General features: G+C 50.8%; 14 protein-coding genes. 6 read left to right on the top strand and 8 right to left on the bottom strand.

The genetic code is table 11. The annotated features are described in order from the left end of the window. Window positions 1-40: 40 nt before the first annotated feature. Window positions 41-760 carry a response regulator gene (locus tag ACN0R8_RS15605; RefSeq protein WP_417599040.1) on the bottom strand — a complete coding sequence of 240 codons (720 nt, stop codon included), beginning with the start codon at window positions 758-760 and terminating at the stop codon, window positions 41-43. 706 nt (window positions 761-1,466) lie between these two features. Between ACN0R8_RS15605 and ACN0R8_RS15600 the strand changes: the two genes are divergently transcribed. Together ACN0R8_RS15600 and ACN0R8_RS15595 are read left to right on the top strand one after the other, a co-directional pair. Further along, window positions 1,467-4,364, top strand: a complete 2,898-nt coding sequence (locus ACN0R8_RS15600) for a ribonucleoside-diphosphate reductase subunit alpha (RefSeq protein WP_417599038.1) — start codon at window positions 1,467-1,469, stop codon at window positions 4,362-4,364. A gap of 256 nt (window positions 4,365-4,620) precedes the next feature. Continuing rightward, a complete protein-coding gene (locus ACN0R8_RS15595) occupies window positions 4,621-5,868 on the top strand; it encodes a ribonucleotide-diphosphate reductase subunit beta (RefSeq protein WP_417599036.1) in 1,248 nt (415 codons plus the stop codon). Window positions 5,869-5,909: 41 nt separating this feature from the next. On the opposite strand, the gene ACN0R8_RS15590 is transcribed toward ACN0R8_RS15595, so the two are convergent. Beyond that, window positions 5,910-6,539, bottom strand: a complete 630-nt coding sequence (locus ACN0R8_RS15590) for a nucleoside deaminase (protein WP_417599034.1) — start codon at window positions 6,537-6,539, stop codon at window positions 5,910-5,912. A gap of 337 nt (window positions 6,540-6,876) precedes the next feature. On the opposite strand from ACN0R8_RS15590, the gene ACN0R8_RS15585 reads away from it, so the two are divergent. From ACN0R8_RS15585 to ACN0R8_RS15575, 3 genes are all read left to right on the top strand, one after another. Then, window positions 6,877-8,499, top strand: a complete 1,623-nt coding sequence (locus ACN0R8_RS15585) for a methyl-accepting chemotaxis protein (protein WP_417599032.1) — start codon at window positions 6,877-6,879, stop codon at window positions 8,497-8,499. A gap of 176 nt (window positions 8,500-8,675) precedes the next feature. Beyond that, window positions 8,676-9,080 carry a hypothetical protein gene (locus ACN0R8_RS15580; RefSeq protein ID WP_417599030.1) on the top strand — a complete coding sequence of 135 codons (405 nt, stop codon included), beginning with the start codon at window positions 8,676-8,678 and terminating at the stop codon, window positions 9,078-9,080. A 113-nt stretch (window positions 9,081-9,193) separates the two neighbouring features. Beyond that, complete coding sequence (locus tag ACN0R8_RS15575; RefSeq protein WP_417599028.1) at window positions 9,194-10,156, top strand: hypothetical protein; 963 nt, start codon at window positions 9,194-9,196, stop codon at window positions 10,154-10,156. Window positions 10,157-10,172: 16 nt separating this feature from the next. Here ACN0R8_RS15575 and ACN0R8_RS15570 read toward each other — a convergent pair whose 3' ends face one another. Beyond that, window positions 10,173-11,357, bottom strand: a complete 1,185-nt coding sequence (locus ACN0R8_RS15570) for a MalY/PatB family protein (protein WP_417599026.1) — start codon at window positions 11,355-11,357, stop codon at window positions 10,173-10,175. A gap of 215 nt (window positions 11,358-11,572) precedes the next feature. Here ACN0R8_RS15570 and ACN0R8_RS15565 point away from each other — a divergent pair, with 215 nt between their 5' ends. Beyond that, the gene (locus tag ACN0R8_RS15565) at window positions 11,573-12,016 is read left to right on the top strand and encodes a hypothetical protein (RefSeq protein ID WP_417599025.1); all 444 of its coding nucleotides are present in this window, start codon (window positions 11,573-11,575) and stop codon (window positions 12,014-12,016) included. Here ACN0R8_RS15565 and nrtS read toward each other — a convergent pair whose 3' ends face one another. From nrtS to ACN0R8_RS15540, 5 genes are all read right to left on the bottom strand, one after another. Continuing rightward, on the bottom strand, window positions 12,017-13,114 hold the full coding sequence (nrtS, locus tag ACN0R8_RS15560; protein ID WP_417599023.1) for a nitrate/nitrite transporter NrtS: 1,098 nt from the start codon (window positions 13,112-13,114) through the stop codon (window positions 12,017-12,019). A 205-nt stretch (window positions 13,115-13,319) separates the two neighbouring features. After that, window positions 13,320-14,057, bottom strand: a complete 738-nt coding sequence (gene trmH, locus ACN0R8_RS15555; RefSeq protein WP_417599021.1) for a tRNA (guanosine(18)-2'-O)-methyltransferase TrmH — start codon at window positions 14,055-14,057, stop codon at window positions 13,320-13,322. An 81-nt stretch (window positions 14,058-14,138) separates the two neighbouring features. After that, window positions 14,139-14,585, bottom strand: a complete 447-nt coding sequence (locus ACN0R8_RS15550; protein WP_417599019.1) for a hypothetical protein — start codon at window positions 14,583-14,585, stop codon at window positions 14,139-14,141. A gap of 143 nt (window positions 14,586-14,728) precedes the next feature. Next, the gene (gene pbpC, locus ACN0R8_RS15545; protein WP_417599017.1) at window positions 14,729-17,185 is read right to left on the bottom strand and encodes a penicillin-binding protein 1C; all 2,457 of its coding nucleotides are present in this window, start codon (window positions 17,183-17,185) and stop codon (window positions 14,729-14,731) included. A 34-nt stretch (window positions 17,186-17,219) separates the two neighbouring features. Next, entirely contained in the window at window positions 17,220-22,103 is a 4,884-nt protein-coding gene (locus ACN0R8_RS15540) for an MG2 domain-containing protein (protein WP_417599015.1), read from the bottom strand. Between the last annotated feature and the right edge of the window lie 79 nt (window positions 22,104-22,182).

The following is a 22,182-nucleotide window of genomic DNA, read 5'->3' as shown; positions in this document are numbered from 1 at the left end:
CAAACAGTTAAGCCGGAGCGCATTGTCCCGGCTACCGCAATTAAACTTCTTTTACAAAAAGGTAACCCTTGCTTCTGACTGTTTTAATACGGCGGGGGTGCATAGGATCATCCCCAACCTTCGGACGAATACGGGACACCCGGACATCAATAGAACGGTCCTGTCCATCGTACTCAATTCCACGCAACGCCGTAAAAATCTCTTCACGGGTCAGAACACGTCCTGCATTAGAGGCCAGTAGCCACAGCAGATCAAACTCAGCACTGGTCAGATCAATACTTTCACCAGCCAGCCAGGCTTCACGCATCGCATTATCCACAACCAGATTTCCAAACTGAAGCCGACTATCATCACCGTCTTCCAGCTCAACCTGTTCATCAGAACCAGTGACACGACGCAGCAATGCACGCACACGCGCCAGTAACACACGAGGCCTAACCGGCTTAGAGATGTAATCATCTGCGCCCATCTCTAAACCCACTACCTGATCCATATCATCAGTACGTGCCGTCAGCATCAGGATAGGGCCATTATATTCAGGCCGAACCCGGCGACACACACCCAGGCCATCTTCACCGGGTAACATCACATCCAAAATCACTAAATCGGGCTTTTCACTAATAATGCGGTCAACGGCTCTGTTGCCATCGCCCTCAACATCAACATCAAAACCATTACCCTCAAGGTACTCTCGGGTGAGGGTGGCTAGTCGTTCGTCATCTTCAACGATCAGAATTCGGGAAGTTTCTTGTGTATCCACGTGATGCTCTCTACGTTATTGCGGAAGCCTGCGCAGGGCAACCAACTTATATCGTCACATTCTACGGACCAACAAAATGAAGGCCCGAGCAAGTTTCAACGCTTTTATAGCCTCTATAGCTATAGCGCCTATAACGGGTATTCTGTATGCCTTTTAAAGAAAGACAATACCCTTATTTTTTTATATATTTAAATCATAGCGTATCTATATACCGTGTTACTACGTCTATGTCGTAAGATAACTTAAATTACACCTAATAAATGTCTTCTCTTGCCTGCCTGGCAAACTTAAAAAAATTCTTATTTACCTCTTGAAATTTCTGTAGAGCCTCTGGGAAAAGACCTCTCACGTTAGTTGGTTTTCACCCCTAAAATAAACACAAGTTATCCACAAGATATCCACTTGCAGACTTCGGAAAACAACATTATCTTGTGCCCAGACTAAAAAGCACCCCCATATATAGGGTGTCGGCACAGATTCAAACACAATTCAACCTAAGCCTTTGTTATTAACGATTTTTCCGGATTTGATCCGGTTTTTTTGTTTTTAATACTCCATCCCATACAGGAAAAAGGGTTAATAGTTTGCAATCAACATCAGTCACAAGATTCATTTTTCATGCCACCGGCGGCATGAAAGCTAATACAGAATATGATCCCTCCTGATTTACGGGATCAAAGATTAACTACAGGCAGGCATTATCAGCATGGCACAGGACACCACTCCAAACGCAGCTCTCAGCAATCTGCAGGTGATGAAACGTAACGGCGACTTGGTCGCATGCGACCCAAGTAAAATTTCTGTCGCGATGAGCAAAGCCTTTATCGCCGTTGAAGGTGATAGCGCGCAAAACTCGAGCCGCATTCACGAGCTGGTTCAATCGTTTACTCAGAATATTATTGAAACCTTCCAGCGCCGTATGCCTGCAGGCGGTGTGATCCATATTGAAGATATTCAGGATCAGGTTGAACTGGTACTGATGCGTTCCGGTGAGCAAAAAGTTGCCCGTGCCTATGTCCTTTATCGTGACAAGCACTCCCGTCGTCGAGCAGCCCAGGAAAAAGGCATTACCAACCCACACCCATCTATCAATGTAACGCACCTTGATGGAAGTAAATTGCCTCTTGATCTCGGCCGTATCGACACCATCGTCAGTGAAGCCTGTGAAGGTCTGGAAGAAGTTGATAAAAAACTGATTATCGATGACACCCTGAAAAACCTATACGACGGCGTGCCGGTTGATGGCGTATCAACAGCCCTGATGATGGCCGCCCGAACGCTGGTCGAGAAAGAACCTAACTACACCTATGTTACCGCTCGCCTGCTGATGGATAGCCTACGCCGTGAAGCGCTGAATTTCCTGAATGTGGCACCTGAAGCAACTCATAAAGAGATGATGGCGCTTTACCCAAAAGCACTGATCGCTTATGTGAAAAAAGGCATTGAGCTTGAGCAGTTGAACCCAGCGTTAGCCGAGTTTGATTTAGAAGCACTGGGTGCTGCTATTGAGCATGAGAACGACAAAAACTTCAGTTACCTGGGTCTGCAAACCCTTTACGATCGCTATTTCCTGCATTGCGATGATGTTCGCTATGAACTACCTCAGGTGATGTTCATGCGGGTCGCGATGGGCCTGTCTCTTAACGAGGCAAAGCCGACTGAGCGTGCCATCGAGTTCTACAAGCTACTATCCAGCTTTGATTACATGGCGTCTACGCCAACACTGTTCAACTCAGGTACCCGTCGTCCACAACTGTCATCCTGTTACCTGACTCATGTACCGGACGACCTGGAAGGCATCTACGGCGCTATCAAGGATAACGCTCTACTGTCCAAATGGGCCGGAGGTCTGGGTAATGACTGGACTCAGGTTCGTGCACTGGGCTCCTACATCAAAGGAACCAACGGCAAGTCACAGGGTGTTGTACCTTTCCTGAAAGTAGTTAACGACACCGCTGTAGCGGTCAACCAGGGTGGTAAGCGTAAGGGCGCCGTTTGCGCCTACCTGGAAAGCTGGCACCTGGACGTAGAAGAGTTTCTGGATCTGCGTAAAAATACTGGTGATGATCGTCGCCGCACCCATGATATGAATACGGCAAACTGGGTGCCAGATCTGCTGATGAAGCGTGTATTCGAAGATAAAGAGTGGACGCTGTTCTCCCCGTCCGACACTCCGGATCTGCACGACCTGTACGGCAAAGCCTTTGAAGCCCGCTATGAAGAATATGAGCGCATGGCTGATGCCGGTCAGGTGCGCTTATTCAAACGCATCAAGGCGAAAGACCTGTGGCGTAAGATGCTCTCCATGCTGTTTGAAACAGGTCACCCATGGATCACATTTAAAGATCCGTGCAACCTGCGTTCACCGCAACAACATGCTGGTGTCGTGCACTCCTCCAATCTGTGCACCGAAATTACGCTGAATACCAATGAAGACGAGATCGCAGTTTGTAATCTTGGCTCTGTTAATCTCGCCCAGCACGTTACCGATAGTGGCGAGCTGGATGTGGATAAAATCCGCAACACCGTAACCACCGCCGTGCGCATGCTGGATAATGTCATCGACATTAACTACTACGCGGTCCCTCAGGCGCGTAACTCTAACCTGAAGCACCGCCCTGTCGGCATGGGCATCATGGGCTTCCAGGACGCACTGTATAAAGCAAAAACTGCTTACGCTTCTGATGCTGCGGTTACGTTTGCCGACCGCTCTATGGAAGTGATCAGTTACTTTGCCATTAAAGCATCCAGCGATCTGGCTGATGAGCGTGGCCGTTACGAGAGCTACGAAGGCTCTCTGTGGAGTCAGGGTATTCTGCCAATTGATTCCCTGGACAACCTGATCGAAGCTCGTGGCGCACAGTTTATCGAAGTCGATACCAGTAGCACCCTGAACTGGGATGAGCTACGCACCCTGGTACGCAAGCAGGGCATGCGTAACTCTAATGTGATGGCAATCGCCCCAACGGCCACCATCTCTAACATCTGTGGTGTCTCTCAGTCTATCGAGCCGACGTATCAGAACCTCTACGTGAAATCGAACCTCTCCGGCGAATTCACCGTAGTAAACCCTTATATGGTTCGTGATCTTAAAGAGCGCGGCCTATGGGATGAGGTGATGGTTAATGATCTGAAATACTACGACGGTTCTGTTCAGCCCATCGACCGTATTCCGGATGATCTGAAAGCACTGTACGCTAACGCCTTCGAAGTTGAGCCTAAATGGCTGGTAGACGCTGCAAGCCGTCGTCAGAAGTGGATCGATCAGGCACAGTCCCTGAACCTATACATCTCTGGTGTGAACGGTAAGAAATTGGATATCACCTACCGTATGGCATGGTTCCGTGGTCTGAAAACCACCTATTACCTCCGTGCCATGGGTGCATCATCTGTTGAGAAATCAACCGTTGATCGCGGTACTCATAATGCAGTTTCCAGCGGCAGCGCACCAACAACTGTTGCTCCGGCACCGGTTGCCCCTGCAGCGGTACCAACCCCTGCACCGGCAGCTGTAGCCAAGGATGATTTTGAACTATCCGGCTCAGCGGCAGAAGTACCTCAGGCCTGCTCCATCGACAATCCGGATTGTGAAGCCTGCCAGTAATTCTGAACAAGGGAATTCATTGAAAGGCACTGCAGCCTTTCACTAACCGCAAGGATGCGGTTGCCTTTCGGTACTATGCCGAAAAGCCAAATGGCATCGGCTTGCCACAGCGCTTATATAAATAAGCCTCCATTAAAACGGGGCTCCCGATAAAAAGCGGATTTACTGCAAGCCCTGTGGCAAGTCAATGTTCAAACTTGACGATACTGTATAAATTATCAGTATGACTGATTAAGACATTTAAGAGGATTTCACCATGCTTAGCTGGGACGAATTTGAAAACGAGGAAACCGCAGTCGCCGAAAAGCCTCAGGCAGCCCCACAGCCTGCCCCGGCTCAGCCAGCGCCTCAGGCGGTTTCTGCCCCTGTAACAACAGCACCTGTCTCTGAAAGCCAGCCTGCGGACAAGAGCGCTCAGGAACGTGCCCGGGAAGCGGTAAACAATATCGATATCGCTCCCGGTCTGGAAGATCTTGAAATGGGTGCCGCCCGCATCGAAGTTGATGACAAACGCATGATCAACTGCCGCGCGGATCTGAATCAACTGGTTCCGTTCAAGTATGACTGGGCATGGCAGAAGTATCTGGATGGCACCGCAAACCACTGGATGCCGCAGGAAGTGAACATGAATGCGGATATCGCTCTGTGGAAAAGCCAAGATGGCCTGACAGACGATGAGCGTATGATTGTTATGCGCTCTCTGGGATATTTCTCCTCAGCAGACTCTCTGGTTGCCAACAATCTGGTACTGGCCGTTTATCGCCTGATCACCAACCCTGAGTGCCGCCAGTATCTGCTGCGTCAGGCATTTGAAGAAGCGATCCACACCCACGCCTACCAGTATTGTGTCGAATCTCTGGGCATGGATGAAGGCGAAGTATTCAATATGTACCGCGAGATTCCATCCATCGCGAAGAAAGCGAGCTGGAGTCTTAGCCACACCCACTCACTATCCAGTCCGAACTTCCAGACCGGCACACCGGAAACCGATCAGGAGCTGCTGCGTAACCTCGTTGCCTTCTACTGTGTTACCGAGGGCATCTTCTTCTACTGTGGGTTCAGCCAGATCCTGTCCATGGGCCGCCGTAACAAGATGACGGGCGTAGCGGAACAGTTCCAGTACATTCTGCGTGACGAATCCATGCACCTGAACTTTGGTGTCGATGTGATCAACCAGATCAAAATTGAAAACCCGCATTTGTGGACACCTGAGTTCCAGGAAGAAGTGGTTCAGATGATTCTGGAAGGTACCGAGCTTGAGATCGAATACGCACGGGACACCATGCCACGGGGTGTACTGGGTATGAACGCGGGTATTATGGAAGAGTACCTGAAGTTCATCTGTAACCGTCGCCTGCAGCAGCTGGGACTGAAAGAACAGTTCCCGGGCGCAACAAATCCCTTCCCGTGGATGTCGGAGATTATCGACCTGCGTAAAGAGAAGAACTTCTTTGAAACCCGCGTCACCGAGTATCAGGTTGGCGGTGCACTGAGCTGGGATTAATCCCGGCTTCACTTGAGCATCAACCGCATAAAAAGGGAGGCTTAATCGCCTCCCTTTTCTGTTCCCTTCCAGGCCTGCACCACCTTTCCCCGCATCTGAGCGGTACTCTTCTCAATACAGCTTCGGGCAAAATCCCGCCAGTAATCCTGAGTCTGCGCCTCTTCAACCGCTACTGCGGAGGCCAGGTTTCTCCATGCAGGAGGCAAAGGCGAATGGAAAGCACTATGAAGGCAGGCAGCAAAACCACCCTCACGATCAGCCACCAGATAGCGAACCCGGCCAATACCGGATAATAAGATGCGGCCTGTACACATAAGGCAGGGTTCAAGGCTGACATATAGGGTTAACTCCCGACGATTCAGGTGAGCAAACTCCATTTCCAGCCGATCCAGCAACTGCATCTCTGCATGACGCTGGCTCTGGTAGCCTGTTGTCGGTTCAGCCCCTTCATTGATATCCCGAACAAAAACCTGATTCCGCGCGTCACACACCAACTCATTGTCAGCATTAACCAACACAGCACCGACACCATAATTGCCGCCAGAGTAAGCCAGAAAAGCCTGCTCACAGCACAGGTGCGCCCACATATCATCCCGCAGGACATTAGCAGGCCGAAAACTCAGAGCTTGCTGCAACATATCAAACCGTTGTGACTCTTGGTTCTGATCCATGATAAAGCGCCCTGCTGATAACGTATCAGCCCAGAGACTAGCAGCGAAGCCTTTAAATAAAGAGGCTACAGGCTATATCTTTAGTCTAATAACCGCTTATCTTCCAAGACAAAAATAAAATAAATACATATAGAAAACAGAAAGTTATAAAAAAACAACACTATAAAAAAGCCTTCTAATATTAAAAAACGCAGTACAGGATCAACGTTCTCGGTGCTTTCCTCCTATACAATGCAATCGTTACGCTTTAATCACATAAAAATAACAAAAAAGCACACAAAAACCCTACGTTATAAAAACAGTATTCTCAAATGACTTGTTAAGGACGTGAAAGCTCATGGAAATTCGTCACTGGCCAGTGGCCCGTAAACTCGCACTGCTAATCGGGTTGCTCTTTGCCACACTCACTCTGGTAGAACTGAACTCTCTCTATCGTTTGTATGATGAACTCCTCACCGCCCGCAAGGTTCAGGTGCAGGAACAGGTGCAGTCCGCTGCCAGCCTGATAGAGCATTATCAGAAACAAAGTACCCAACTGGGCGAAGCAGAAGCCAGAAGGCAAGCATTAGCAGCTGTCGCATCCCTTCGCTACGGTAAGAATGGGTATTTCTGGATTAACGACATGCAACATAAGCTTGTCATGCACCCCATTAAAGCGGATCTCATTGGCAAAGACATGACAGATGTTCGGGATCCTTCAGGCAAGCTCCACTGGCAGGAAATGATACGTGTCGCTAAAAACCAAGGCGAAGGCTTTGTCAATTACACCTATCTGGGGCCTCAGTTTGATACGCCTGAAGATAAGGTTTCCTATGTAAAAGGTATACCGGATTGGGGCTGGGTAATCGGCAGCGGTGTTTACCTGAGCGATGTAGCAGAAATTTTCTGGGCTGCACTTACCGAAACGCTCCTCTTTCAGATCATTCTGTTTAGCCTGGCAATCTGGGGCAGCATCGTCATGGTGCGCAACATTACCCGGCCACTGAATCGTATGCTGGGAATCGTCCGCTTTATCGCCGCCGGAGATATGACTCACACCATCGGCCTGAAACGCCGTGATGAGATCGGACAACTTGCTGATGAGGTCGATACAATGACTCATTCCCTGAGAACCGTACTGACCGATGTCGAGCTCGCAGCGGAGCAGCTTCACTCCCATACCGGGGCGATGAGCCAAAACAGTGAAGAAACCCGCCATGGAATGGATCGCCAGTTTAGTGAAGTCGATAAGCTGGCTTCAGCGATGACAGAGATGTCATCGACTATTCAGGAAGTCGCCCGCAACGCAACCGATACAGCAGAGTCGACCCGTGAAGCCAGCCAGCAAGCGGAAACAGGCCAAAATGAGGTTAAGGAGACGGTCAATGCCATTGAGCTTTTATCCCAACACGTTTCCGAAGCCGGAGATGTAATGGGCAAGTTAAGTGAGCAGACCGACAAGATTGGAGAGGTGATCACTGTTATCCGGGAGATTTCCGATCAGACCAACCTGCTGGCACTAAACGCAGCAATTGAAGCAGCCCGGGCCGGTGAAGCTGGTCGAGGCTTTGCTGTAGTCGCTGACGAGGTACGCAATCTGGCCAGCCGCACACAGGGCTCTACCGGCGAAATTCAACATATCATTGAGCAGCTTCAGCTTCAGGCCTCTAACGCCAACCGCACCATGGGGCAAAGCAGCCATGAAGCCCAAAGCAGTGTCGGGCAGATGGTACGTGCCGGTGCGGATCTGGACGCGATTGTCGAACATATCCGCCATGTCAGCGATATGAGCACTCAGATCGCATCTGCAGCAGAACAGCAAAGCTCTGTTGCTGAAGAAATTAATCATAACTTATTCGATATTCGCACGATCTCTCAGGATGTACTGGATCGTGCGGCAACAATAGCCAGAAGCAGCCAGGATATTGCCGGCATGGCAGACAGCCTGAGACAGAGGCTAAGCCAATTCCGCCTGAATTAAGTATTTTTAATAATGCAACGGGCCTCATAAGAGGCTTACGCCTGAGGGAACCTGAAACGGTGACGCTTTGTCACCGTTTTTTCGTTAAAGCGCATCAGAAAGTCAGGTATCATAACGCCTGAAACTCCATCCAGAGGATGGCTGATTATTGATATCAAGTGCCGAGTAACAGGGATATGCAGATCTATCGTGTTTATCAACACCCCCAGCGTGGTTATGCCGCCATCATGTCCGGATTTAACTGGACTGCAGCTCTATTCTCTCTGATCTGGACGCTGTCAAATAACCTGTGGGGCCCAAGCTTCCTGCTCTTCCTCGGGTGGAGTACATCCATTGCTGGGATATTTATCGCCGGCGCAATGGGTCTGTCAATGGTTTCAATGACATTTGTCGGATTAGCTGTACTCATGCCTCTGTGGGCAGGTATGAATGCTATGAAGTGGCTCGACCAGGGACTTCAGAAACAAGGCTACAATCTGGTGAATAAAGTCCGTGCGCAGACTTCTCAAGGTGCCATTATGACCACCCAGCGTAAGATAGATCCAACCGCAGGCCGGAAGCGCAGCGCCAGCCGGAGATAACTTTGTCCAGGCCGCAATTTAAAATCCCTCTTAAAACCTTCTTACATTTTCTCTTACGTTCTTTACTGATAAGCCTGCTCTGCATGCAGGCTCACGCCCAATGGGGGCTGATTGTGCCTGAAACAAGCAGCCCCACCTCTGACAGGGATACATCTGAAAAACAAACAACATGGGATGAATTTGAACTGATCAGGAAAGGGGTAGCCCAAAGCCGTAACCTCTTGGGCCAAACCGCATCGACCATTGGTTTTGGTTTGGATTCTCTGTTCGGTTCCCCCAACAAAAATCAGCCTAACGAAAGTGCTATTACACTCCGCTCCGGACTTGAGGTTCAGGACTCAGGCCTACTAACCCAAATAAACACCCTGAGCTTCCAGGCTGACCTGCCTACAGCCAGTAGCAAATTACAACTTTTGGCCAGACTTGGGGATGAACATGAGCTGGAGAACCGAAGCACTAACGTCCAAACAGAACAAACACCTGAACCCTTTGAATCCCGGATATTGAAAGCCGATAAAGCCGGAGTTTTTCTCCGGTATATTTACCAGCATCCTGAGTCACTATGGCAAACCACGTTTGATAACGGTTTTCAATTTACCCCTCATTCCTTCGCTCTGGAACCTGTCAGTTATTTACGTATCGGACAAACATTTCTGTCCGGGTCATGGCAGATCAGGCCTGTACCTGTGATCTATTGGGCTGAAAGTTCAGGCGTAGGAACGGGTATTGCCCTTCATACCCTGAAGCCGATTAATGCGATCACCAGCCTGCAGCACACAACAGGGATTAACTATCTATTCGATGAGCAGATAGCCTACTACCAGCACGGCTGGCAGTTGATCCAGGCTTTTACTCAGGATCTGCGCGCCACCAGCAACATCACTTTCTACACGACCAATCGTGCCGGACACCTGATTGATAAAGCAAAAATCAGTGCAACCCTAAGGCGAAGAATCGACAGTGACTGGCTGTTTTTCAGCGTGACACCAGCCGATACGCTATCATCTGAAAACAATTATAAAAGTAACCTTAGTATTACATTTCAGCTGGAAGCCAAGTTTGGTATCCAGTACTGAATATGCACATCTGGATTCAATTTAGCATCTGATCCAGCCGCTCCAACGCCCGGTCAAGTTGACCCAGTGAGCAACCAAAGTTGAGCCGCACAAAACCCGGCAAACCAAAGTCAGCCCCCTCTGACAGAGCAACGCCGGTTTCTTTCAGCAGCCATTGCGCGGGCTTCTCCTGCCCGGTTGCTCTAAGATCCAGCCAGGCGAGATAGGTTGCCTCTGGAAACTTAAGGTCGACCTGCTGCTTGCCTTCGGCCCAGCGCATAAGATGGTTTCTGTTTTGCGCCAGATAACTTACCAACTGCTCTCGCCAAACCCCGCCATTCCGATAAGCCGCCTCAGCCGCCACAAAGCCCAACAGGTTCACCTCCGGCATAAAGCCCTGAATAGAGCGCTTAAAATCAAGACGTAGCTTATGATCCGGAATAACAGCGGCAGAACAGGCAAGGCCTGCAATATTAAACGTTTTACTGGGTGCCAGAAGTGTAATAGTACGAGCGGCAATTTCAGGGTTCAGGCTGGCAAGCGGAATATGCCGACGGCTCTTATCCAGCACCAGGTCGCAATGAATTTCATCAGAACAGACCACAAGGTCATTTTTAACAATAAAGTTCGATAACTGCTGTAGCTCTTCTTTGGAAAATACCCGCCCTGTTGGATTATGGGGGTTACAAAGCATAAACAATCGGGTATTAGATTTAAGCTGAGCCTGCATCGTCTCCAGATCCAGAGACCATCTTGGCCCTTCACGCATGGGCACAGCCTGAAGCTGTTTGTGATTGCGTTCTGCCACCTTCAGAAACGGCGGATAAACCGGTGTATGGGTCATCACCGTCGAACCTGCTTCGCCAAAAGTTCGCGCCACCGCATGCAAGCCGCCCACCAGGCCCGGTAACCAAACGATCCACTTTGGATCAATCTGCCAATTATGCTGGGCTGCATACCAATGACAGAAAGCGTCTGTCATGCCTTCAGAAACCTTTCCGTAGCCAAAAACGCCATGTTCCACCCGCTCCTTCAGTGCATCCAGTACCGCCGGAGGTGAAACAAAATCCATATCAGCCACCCACATGGGAATAATGTCTCGCCCCTGACGTTCCGCTTCCTGCTGGTAACGCTGCCACTTATCACTATCTGTACTTTCGCGTGCCACAGGCTGATCAAAATTAAATAGCGGCTCATGGGGTTCAGTCTGTTTTGCTGTCATATCAGCTCCGAAATAGTAAATAGCAGGACAGGTTTAAGGTTGACCAGATTGAACAGCAGGCTTAACAGCCTAGTTTTACAGGCAACAGTTGCTATACTCACCGTCCATTGAGGCTGTAACAGGCTAACTCTGAGAGCATAAAAAGGTAAAGCCTGACATTCTGCAATCGAGACATGCCTGATCATAATGCCAGATAACTTGGACAAGGGTTCACTATGAGCACAGTAAAAATCACTTATCCGCAAATTGAAGATTTTTATGGGTTATCCACTTGGTTTGAGCTGGCCCAGGGCGATGAAGCTTTATTGGTAAGAATCTTAGCGGATACTGCAGGCCTGAAAGGCTGGCTCAGTCGGCCACAACATGACCAACTAAGTAGCGCACTACTGATCGATGTGGAGCATGCCGGTGAGTTACAGAGTTTTGATCGAGCTGCCGTTTATCTGCTCAGCCAGATGCCTCAGTTCATAGGCCCCAAAGATGAAACAAGCTGGCAGCAATGGCTGAAGCAGTGGCAGGTTGTTCATAAAGATAAAACCCCGGCTGAGCAACTGGATGCACTACCCGACCGGTTTGACCTGCATCGTGCGGAACCTGTGATGGCTCAGTTACTGACAAACCAGAAAGAGAAGGTGATCCCTCTGACCATAAAAGACTGATCAGGCTGTTTTTAGCTGAGAAAGCCCTTTGTTCAGCCCTTCGATCATACCGCCGCTGAGTTGAATATTCGTGGCGGAACCGGCCACTGCCGCTTCGGCATCTGACGCCATCTGCTCCACCTGTTCAACAACAGAACGGACCTGATCGAGCTGAAGTTCTGCCCGCTGGGTAACGGAGTCCATCGCTGTTTTTATCTGCTCAATAGAGGCATTAACCTGTGTAATGCGCTCATCATTGCGCTGCGCCAGAAGCTCTTCCATCGATTCAGAAAAGTGCAGCACCTTGAGCGACAGACTTTGGCTTTCCTGGCTCAACTGCGCCATCAGACTGTTGATATCCCCGGCATATTCACCAGACTTATTCGCCAGTGATTTCACCTCATCCGCTACAACAGCAAAGCCGCGACCGGCTTCACCTGCACGAGCCGCCTCAATAGAAGCATTCAGTGCCAAAAGGTTTGTCTGATCGGCAATACTGGTAATGGTAGAGGCGATATTCTCTACCTTATCGAACTGCTCTTTAAACTGCTGAGTATCTGACAGCAACTCTTTTGCCCAGCGGGCAGCCTGCTCAAACTCATGGGTAAACGACTGGTTTTGCTGATCTAGTTCCGTCAACTGACCGTCCAGATGCTCCACCTGCTGATAAGCCGACATCACATCACTCAGCACCTCGCTGGAGCTATCAGAGACCGAACGCACATGTTCCAGTGTCTGAGCCGCAAAAGCGACCCGTGCTTTAGAACGCTGATTCACATGCCTCGCATTATCAGAGACCTGATTCGTCGTTGAAAGAATCTCACCAAGAGTGCCTTCAAGGCTGCTCAACCAGGCCTGTGTACGGCTTTTTGAGGCACTCTGCTGCGCCCGAAAGCGCGCATAGGCCTGCTTCAGCCCGGAGTATGCACTGAATAGAGATACGCAAAACGGGACCACATAGGTCAGAACCAGTTTCAGCCACTCAACCGGAGCACCGCTCAAGGCAGCGCTCTGATTAATCAGGTTGAGGAGTGTCCCGACAATCAGAGACACTTTCAGGGCTTTTACAACCGAGGTGGGTTCAAACAAAACGGGATCGTGATCAAATTGCTCAGGCATATCCGGGTTTCCTTTATGAAGCACGCTTTCTGAACCGTTTCAGAATTGTTGTCAGCTTAATTAAGATACGCAGCAAATATAACTTAAGATGCACCTGACATAAAAAAAGATACCCCGATCTTACCGGCGGTATAAAAAAACCGCGCTCATCTCTGAGTGCGGTTCTTTTGTAAAGACCGAATCAACGTGCTACAGACGGTGAACGCTAACCCTTATCGACCAAAGCAGCTTTAACTGCTTGCCGCTTTTCACGGGCTTCATCACGGATCACTTTCACTGACTGATACCATTCAGAGGGATTTTCGATATCACCCTCGTCAGTCAATGGCGGGTAATCCAGACTACGTTCTTTGCAAAACTGAGCAATTTTCGGCTGCGCCCACTCAAACAGCGTTGTCTCATATTCATCAGGTGGCATACGGGAGGAGTCATACAAGCCCGCTTGCTCACGCTGCCGCTGGGCTTCTGACAAAATAATGGCTGCGGCCACCGAGACATTATAAGACTCCACCATCCCCATCATGGGAATCATAATATGCTCATCCGCCAGTTCCGCAGCAGTATCACTGACGCCATACTTCTCTGCGCCCATTAAAATGGCGCAAGGCTTGGTGTAATCCAACTGCCGGTAATCCACGACTCGATCAGTAAAAGTCGCCGCATAAACCTTGAAACCTTCAGACTGCAGCTTTTTTATCGGTTTATCCACACCATCATAGAGGTGAACTTTGACCCAGCTGTGGCTGCCCTTCGCAGTACCATGATAAGTACCATAACCGCCATCCGGGTCAGCAGAATGTACATGGTGAACACCAACTGCATCACAGGTTCGCACAATGGCTGACAGGTTACGGGGTTTATGTACGTTATCGGTAATCACGGTCAGATCCGGCTGGCGACGATTCAGTACCGCTTTAATTTTGGCGAAACGCTCAGGACTCACGCATTTTTCCTCTAATCAGGTCATCTCAGTAGTGCTTGATGATACTTTCACTTAGGTCAGCAGCAACAAAGCCAGCAAACATTACGCTGACTGCAAACTCCCTGCCCATTCCACTCCTGTCAGTATAATCAGAGCCCCCAATAACATCTGTATCACCAGCAATACCTGAATCTGACTGTTGCGTTTTTTTGCACCAGCCCAATTAACACTACGGGTAGCTTGACGTAAATCCACCATACGCAGCCAGAAAAGCGGAACCTGAAGCAGCCAAAGCCCGGCTACCAGTAGCCAGTACGCGACGGTGGGCTGTGTGGAAAAAGTCAGCAAAAAAGGCGACAGCACCAAAATCAGCAACCCTGGCAAAGACAGCGCCTGCTGAATCGTTAATGCCGAAATTCTCTGACTATAGCCTGCTTCAGGGTAGCGGACAGCCGGTGCCAGCAACTCAGAGAAAAAAGCATAAATTGCAGGCAATAAAACCAAGGCCAACGCCAAAACAAACAGCGAAGTATTTAACATGAGTTCCAATGGAAATCCTTAAGACAGATCTGGAAATAAAAGAGCTGGTAACATCAGCAAGCAGCCAACTGGAAGGTTGGCAATATTTGATTATAAATCAGAGCATTGAACAGATGGGGGTATTTTTTTAGAGTTCAATCACAGTTTATACCTTAACGTCGGGAAGATGACTCCAGCCGGACTCTCACCCGCTTAGTATGTCCCTGCTGATCCAACACTACCAACTCATAATCTCCCGTCTGGTCAAAGCTCAGCATAACAGGTACACCAGTGTCAGTTCGCCCCTGGTGACGCCCATTAAGAAACCAATCCCGTTCTCCCTGACCGCCAACAGAAAATACTTCCAGCCGCAGCTGTTCTTTTGTCTCACCTTTCGGCTGCAACAGGCGTTCACCACTTTTAAGACCGACGATATGCAAAGGTGCCGACATTAAGGCATCCGGTTTACAGCCCTTAGCCAGCGGTGGTAGCTGTCCACTCAATCGCCAGCGACGAGGAATCCAGGCTTCTGTCGACTGAGGCCAAAGCGCCAGCTTCTGCGTTGAAACCTGACCTGTTTGCGGCAAGCAGTCACTACTGAGTCTCTCTCCCTGAGCGTTAACCCGGATCGTCACCGGGTTAGGTTGCAGGCCGTCTGTTAACTCATCCCTCAAAGTTGGCGGCACCTGCTTACGGATCACCCAGGCCTGATGAGCTACATGGCAATGTTCCGGGGGCGTCTCTTCTGCTAACTGCCCCAAGGGCCAGCAGATATTCTGCAGGCGCACCCGGTCCGGCATCTCCGGCCACTGAGGATAAGGATCAAGAAAATCCTGAAGCCGAAACAGAATCGGCAGCGCCGTAATCGCACCGAAATAGCCCGGTGAAGGCGTGCCATCCGGGCGCCCCACCCAAACGCCAATGGTCAGTTTGGGCGTCACGCCTACCGCCCAGGCGTCGCGGAAACCATAGCTGGTGCCGGTTTTCCAGGCGATACCAGGTGCATGATCGCGAATTGAGGGATTGCGGGTCTGGTCCGGACGGGCATTGCGTAGCAGGCGGGCAACCACCCAGCTGGTCTCCTCCGACATCAGCCAGCGGCTGTCGGTACTTACCTGTTCCTGGCTTGGCTGAAGTAAGGCTGTAAGCGGTTTAACCTGCCCTTTGTTTGCCAGACCACCATAAAGCGTCACCAGATCCCAAAGGTTAAAACCACCACCACCCAGTGCCATCGCCAGATTGGGCGCACTGCCTCCGGGCATGCGGTAGGGTGAACGTACATTGGCCAAAGCGGCAGCAAAGCGCTCCGGAGTCAGCGCTTCCAGTACCTGTACCACCGGCAGATTCAACGACTGCTTTAAGGCGGTATGGGTATCCACAGCCCCCGAGAATGCGCGAGCGAAATTTTCCGGCTGGTACTCTTTCTGATAGCGCGGTGTATCCCGTAGCAGGCTGGCGGAATGGATCAAACCTTCTTCCAGTGCCAAGCCATAGATAAAGGGCTTAAGAGTGGAACCCGGCGAGCGGATCGCCTGTACCATGTCCACATGGCCAAAGCGTTTCAGATTCAGAAAGTCCGCAGATCCGACATAGGCGATCACTTCACCGGAAGCGTTATCCGCCACCAGAATCGCCGCCGAATGACCGTTGGGATAGACCTGAATCTCTTCCTGCAACAGGGTTTGCAGCTCGGCCTGAATATCAGCGTCCAATGTCGTTTGAATCACCGCCTGATTCGGATATTGCTGATGTAGCTCCCGCGCCAGCAGTGGGGCCAATAAAGGCATATCCGGTTGCCAGGCGACCACAGCTTCAAGCTGCGCACGCTCAAAAGCCTTCTGATCAATCACACCAAAATCGTAAAGTCGCTGCAGCACTTTGTCCCGGGCGGCTCTTGCCCGCTTCGGATAACGATCCGGTCTCAGACGCGAGGGTGCCTGCGGCAATACTGCCAGCAAAGCACTCTGAGCGAGCGAAAGCTCAGAGGCTGACCGATCCAGATAGAGTCGACTGGCCGCTTCAACCCCCTCAATGACACCGCCCATGGGGACATAATTGAGATAAAGCGTCAGGATCTCTTCTTTCGTCAGATACCACTCAAGCTGTATCGCCCGCAGAATCTGATGCAACTTACCGAAAATATTGCGCTGATGGGGATCCAACCGGCGAGCCACTTGCATGGTGATGGTCGAACCACCGGACACAACACAGCCGCAGCGCCAGTTCTGCCAGGCCGCCCGGGCAATCGCGAAGGGGTTAAAACCAGGGTGCTGATAAAACCAGCGGTCTTCGTAGTTAAGTACCGCTTTGAGGTAATCCGGTGCAACATCACCCAGCCCGACCTGGTAACGCCAAAGGCCCTTATGGTCGGGGAAGGTTCTCAGGGGCTTTTTGTAGCGGTCGACAACCGTTTGCGCAAAACCAAGACTCTGAGAGACATTCTCAGTTTCCGCACCGGGCAATGCTCCTCTGCCAGACAACGCACCGCTACCGGGCAAGACCCCATCAAGGGGATAAACCCGGTCCAATACGGCAAGAGCGAGTACAACCAAAAAACCAAAGAAAAGCAGCAGGCCTGAAAGGCCTGCTGTTATCGGGTATCGGCTTCTGAATTGATCAAGCTTATTCAAGGCTACTCATGACCTTTAAGCATTTGTATGACCGTTAATCGTTCTGAGAAGACACACCGGGTTGCGATATCATCAGAAGACCCGGGGAGTCACTGATCGCACGCACTTCCGGATCATACATATCCTCCACCAGAGAGTTCGGAATCCGGTAAGTACCCGGTGTTACCGCCCGCGCCAGATAGAAGATACGGGTATCTTTATATTCACCCCAGCGAGAATCCTTACCCGCAGCGAGGGCTGTCACAAAACGATCATCGCGATACTCCTGATGACGGATATCAGCCTGTTTCATCCACAGGTCCAGCGATTTGCCTTCCACATTAATCTCACTAAGCTTCAGACTATCACCCAGATTCTGGTTTTCCAGCTCAAGGCCGGCAGGTAGCAGATCAACCAGCAGCAGATCCGGGCGGAAGGTATCGCTGCGAACATAGAGGCTGACCAGAACCTGGTCACCGGTCTGCAGCTGAATCTTACCATCACGAATAGTCAGAGGGTTTCCAGAGACATCCATAAAACGTCTGGTAAGGCTTACATCACCTTGGCTGAAAGCCTCAGGAGCTGTTTCTGGCGTATTTTGAACCGCAAAATCCACATACAGCGTCGACTCACTCAGATTGGTAATTTTCGCCCCTTTCATCAGGTCTTCGCCCACAGCGCTCTGGTAAAAACCTTTATCGTAAGTGTAACGGGAACGCTTACTGCCCAAACGCACTTCTGCCTGCCATGGCTTACCGCCCACAGCGTTCAGCGCCTGCGATAACTGCAGTACAGAGATCTGTTCCTGAGTGCTCAGGTAACGACGCTCTCTCAGTTTACCGCTCACCGAGCGGGTCAGGTTCTGAACCCGGCCATCATCCATATCATGCTCAACCAGCAGACGAGCCTGCTGCGCCTTATCACGAATCAGAGAGCCATAGTGCCCGATATAACGCCAGCCGCCATCTGATGTCATCAGATCCTGATCTGTGGTACGAGCGATAAGTGTGTTCGCCAGCTCCCGGTCACCCTGAAGTTTTGCTGCTGCCGCCAGCTGAATAATACTCAGAGATGGCGTCTCACTATCGACATCCTTAGCCAGTTTTCGTATATCCGCCAGGGTTGCACGGTTATTCCGGGCCAATACATAGTGTGCATAAGCCTTATAGGAGAAACGATACTGATCCGGCTCCGGCGACCAACGCTCGCGCATATTGCCCCGTCCCCGGGCGTAGTCCTGCAGGCGCTTCAGGGTACGCTCCATCATGGCGGAATCAACGCTAATACCGGCATTAACGGAATCAGTCATAAAGTGCCCCGCATAGGCAGTCAGCCAGTGCTGCTCATACTCATCGGTGGCTGACCACATACCAAAGCCACCGTTGCTCTTCTGCTTTTTAGCCAGACGTTCCAACCCTGCTTCCAAAGCAGACTGCCGGTAGGCCGGAGAATACTGAGCACCACCGATGGCCTCAAGCTCACTATCCAGGCTATACAGCCACGGATAAGTACTACTCACCGTCTGTTCCAGACAGCCATAAGGATAATGCAGCAGACTATTCAGATGAGTATGCACATCCAAAGGAACCCTATTATCAACACCAACCGCTATTTTTAGGGTTTCCGGATTGATCGTGGATGGATCTGCAGCAAATTCATGGGACTCCAGAACCATACTCTTACCCGGAGCCAAAGAGCCACGCTTAGTATATGTTGTTACCGGATACGGTTGACGACTGATCAGCCCCCAGCGGCGATCCACCGGGTACTCGTCAATTCCGGTAACCTTCGCGTTGAACTCAATCCGGCCACTGCGACCATCTGCCGTGAAAGGATAGTTCAGGGTGCGCTTCTCTTTATCAGCCAGGGTCAGTGTTTGTGTCAGAGCCGAAGGGGCTGCAAATTTTGCCGGACCCGTGACCCGCATCTGTACCTGAATTTCCTGCGGCTCACCACTTAGGTTTGTGACATCCAGAGCCACCAGAGACTCATCACCGGCAGCAATAAATCTCGGCAGAGACAGCTGGGTAACCAGAGGCGCTGCGACAATGATCTCCTCTTCCAGATGGCCGAAGCGGTTGTCATCAAACGCCACTGCCATCAGACGCAGACGTCCGTTGAAATCCGGCAGATCAAGCGGAATAACCGCTTCACCGTTGACCACATCGACCCGACCGGAATAGAGGGAAACGATCTGTACTTCAGAGCGTGCCAGATCACCGCCTCGGGTCAGACCACCATCACCACCAAAGGCAATACCCGCGCTCTTGTCATCGTTCAGCTCAATCAGATCCGCATACATATCATGATGTTTCACCTGATAGCTACGCTTGGCAAAGAAGAAGTCTGCCGGCTGCGGTGTCTCAAACCGGGTGATGGAAAGAATGCCCACATCCACGGCGGCCAGTGTTACCCAAGCCTTCTTGACCGGTTGCCCTGTGCTGTCAGAGATTTTCAGGCGAGCTTCCACTGTCTGATTCGGCAGCCATTTCTCCGGCAGTTCGGTGCTTACCTGTAATGTACGATCCGTTCGATCCAGAGGCAGGTGAGCGAGGCCGATTGCGCGGGTTGGCGTGATACGACCGTTTTTATCACTCGGCTGCAGATGCAGGGCGGTAATGTAGATATCGTGCCGGTTCCACTCAGGATCAATCGGAATCGCAACAACAGCGCCTTCTTTTGGCGTTGTTATCCGTTTCGACCAAAGCAGACGATCACTTTCCACCAGAATCAGAGTTTCACCCGCTGAAGGCGGTGTCAGCGTCAACTGAACCTTATCACCCGCGTTATAGGCCGGTTTATCCAGCGTCAGTGCAACCTGATCCGGAAAGGAGGTATTTTGCGGCTGATCGCCCCACCAGTAATCCGTCTCAAAGGGCAGTTTTGTGACCAGTCCTGTGCTGTTATCCGTCACTTCAAGGCGATATTGCCCCCAGTTCACCGGTACCTGAACCTTCGTCATCTCTCCGGCAGCAAAGGAAACCGGCAGGGTCAGCTCAGTGATATCCTGATCGGTATGGGTCGCATACCAGCCCCGGCTATCACTAAAGCGCCAGTAAGTTTTTCGGGTCTGATTGACCACTTTTACCGTCAGGTCCTTTTTGGCGAGCAGCTCACCGTCAATATTGGTATAGATCAGCTCAAATTCCGCCAGACTGTTACTGGGCACCTTGTCATCAAACAGTGGCCGGATACCCACAAGCTGGTCTGCGGGTAACAGGTGCTGGGTATAACGACGCACAACGGGACGACCACCGCTCTCAAACAGACTGCCGGTGATCTGTGCCTGCAGCGGAATTTTGGTTTCCTTCCAAGTCGGTTGCTCATTCAGCACCAGCACACCCTCAGCATTCAGCTGCTGATTAGTACGGGAGAAAGCCTGATTCCAGTCACGGTTTTTTGGCTGACCAAAGAAAAAATCCGGGAAGGCGGCAATCGGATGTACCGACGGCGAGATCTTAAACTCAGCATCAAAACGGTTATTCGCGGCCGGGGCACCGTACAGATACTCCCCCAGCACCTTAACGCTCAGAGGCTGTGTCGCCATCTGAGCCAGTGGTTGGTTATCCGGGTTCCAGCTAATTTTCAGCCGCTCCGGCATAAAGTCCTCAACCTTAAAGCTGTAGCGCCAAACCTGATTTTCCGGGCCTTTTACCTGCACCTGCCAGCTACCGGTTTTAGCATCAGCTGCCAGCGGGTAGTCAAAGGTGTAGAAGCCGTTGCCCGTGCTATCCCAACTCAGATTTTTCACTTTCTGGCCGTCCGGGCGCACCAATGTCAGCATAAGCTTTGTATCCGGCAGACGCTGACCATCCTCATCGCGCAGCAGAGCGTTAAGGGTCACCGTATCACCACCGCGATACAGGTCACGGGGGGAATAAATAAAGAGTTCACGCTGCAGGTATTGTCGGGAACCAGTTCCCATACGAGACAGGTCCAGCGGGGGGTGATTCAACGGCATCAGGGTAATAGAGTCACCTTCCGTCACCATCAGCGCTTTCTGACGGTAAGGCTCAACTTGGTACGGGATATGGGTCTTACCCATACCCGTTGTGGTGTACCAGCGGTTGTTCTCCCCGTTATAGGTCAACAATTCAACTTTAGCACCCACCACGGGTTTAGCGTCGGACAGGCGATGTACGTATACATCCATTGCATCCCGGTAGCGACGAACATGCACACCCAGATCGGTCACACTAAACCAGTTCACAGAAAGCGTGTTTTCAAAACGGGTCGGATCCCGCATCACCGCCAGATAAACACCGGGCTCTTTTAATGCCGGAATATTCTGCACCGGCAGATTTACAGTTTTCAGCTTATTAGCTTCAGCATTCAACTCAAAGCGGGCTTCATAAATCAGGTCCAGCAGCTCATTAATATCACTCAGGCGATAGTAGCCTTCAGTGGCACTGTTTCGTTTCCAGCGCAGCAAGGTACGCAAAGCTTCTTCTTCATTTTTTATCCGGAAGAAACTGACATTGGCCTGAGGTACATTCTGGCTCTGTACCGGCAGACCACCGGAACCGTTCAAAGGCAGGTAATGCCCTTCACTTAAGAAACGCACAATTTTAGGGGCCGGACTCAGGGTCACGGTTTCGGAGCTTGGTTTTGTCAGTGTTTCGCCATTCGCCGCCTGCAGACCTTCAGAAACCTGGACCTCATATTTACTCTCAGGCTCCGGATTCAGCAAATAGAGAAAGAGCCCGTCGTCCGAAAGCACCCAGTTGGAATGGCGACTAGCAACCTGAACATAGGACTGAAACGGCTTACTGCCATCCAACGGCACTGAAAAGCGTATACCGACCGTATTGCCATCGTCATAACTGACTTCACCGATATGAGTCACCTCCAGTGGCAAACCGGCATATATATCTTTCGAAGTATTCGCATAAGCGCCCGAAGCCAAAGCAACAAGCAGCACCATACCGAGTATTTGCAATCGCAGCACCCCGGCGGAAATGGAAGATAAAAACGCAAAACCTGTTTGAGAGCACCTGTCAGATATCACGATATGAGGC

Origin of the sequence: Oceanospirillum sp. (genome assembly GCF_048265165.1) — a bacterium.
Taxonomy (GTDB): domain Bacteria; phylum Pseudomonadota; class Gammaproteobacteria; order Pseudomonadales; family Halomonadaceae; genus Oceanospirillum.
The sequence above is the reverse complement of the archived record's forward strand: the minus strand, read 5'-3'. Positions and strand labels throughout refer to the sequence as shown.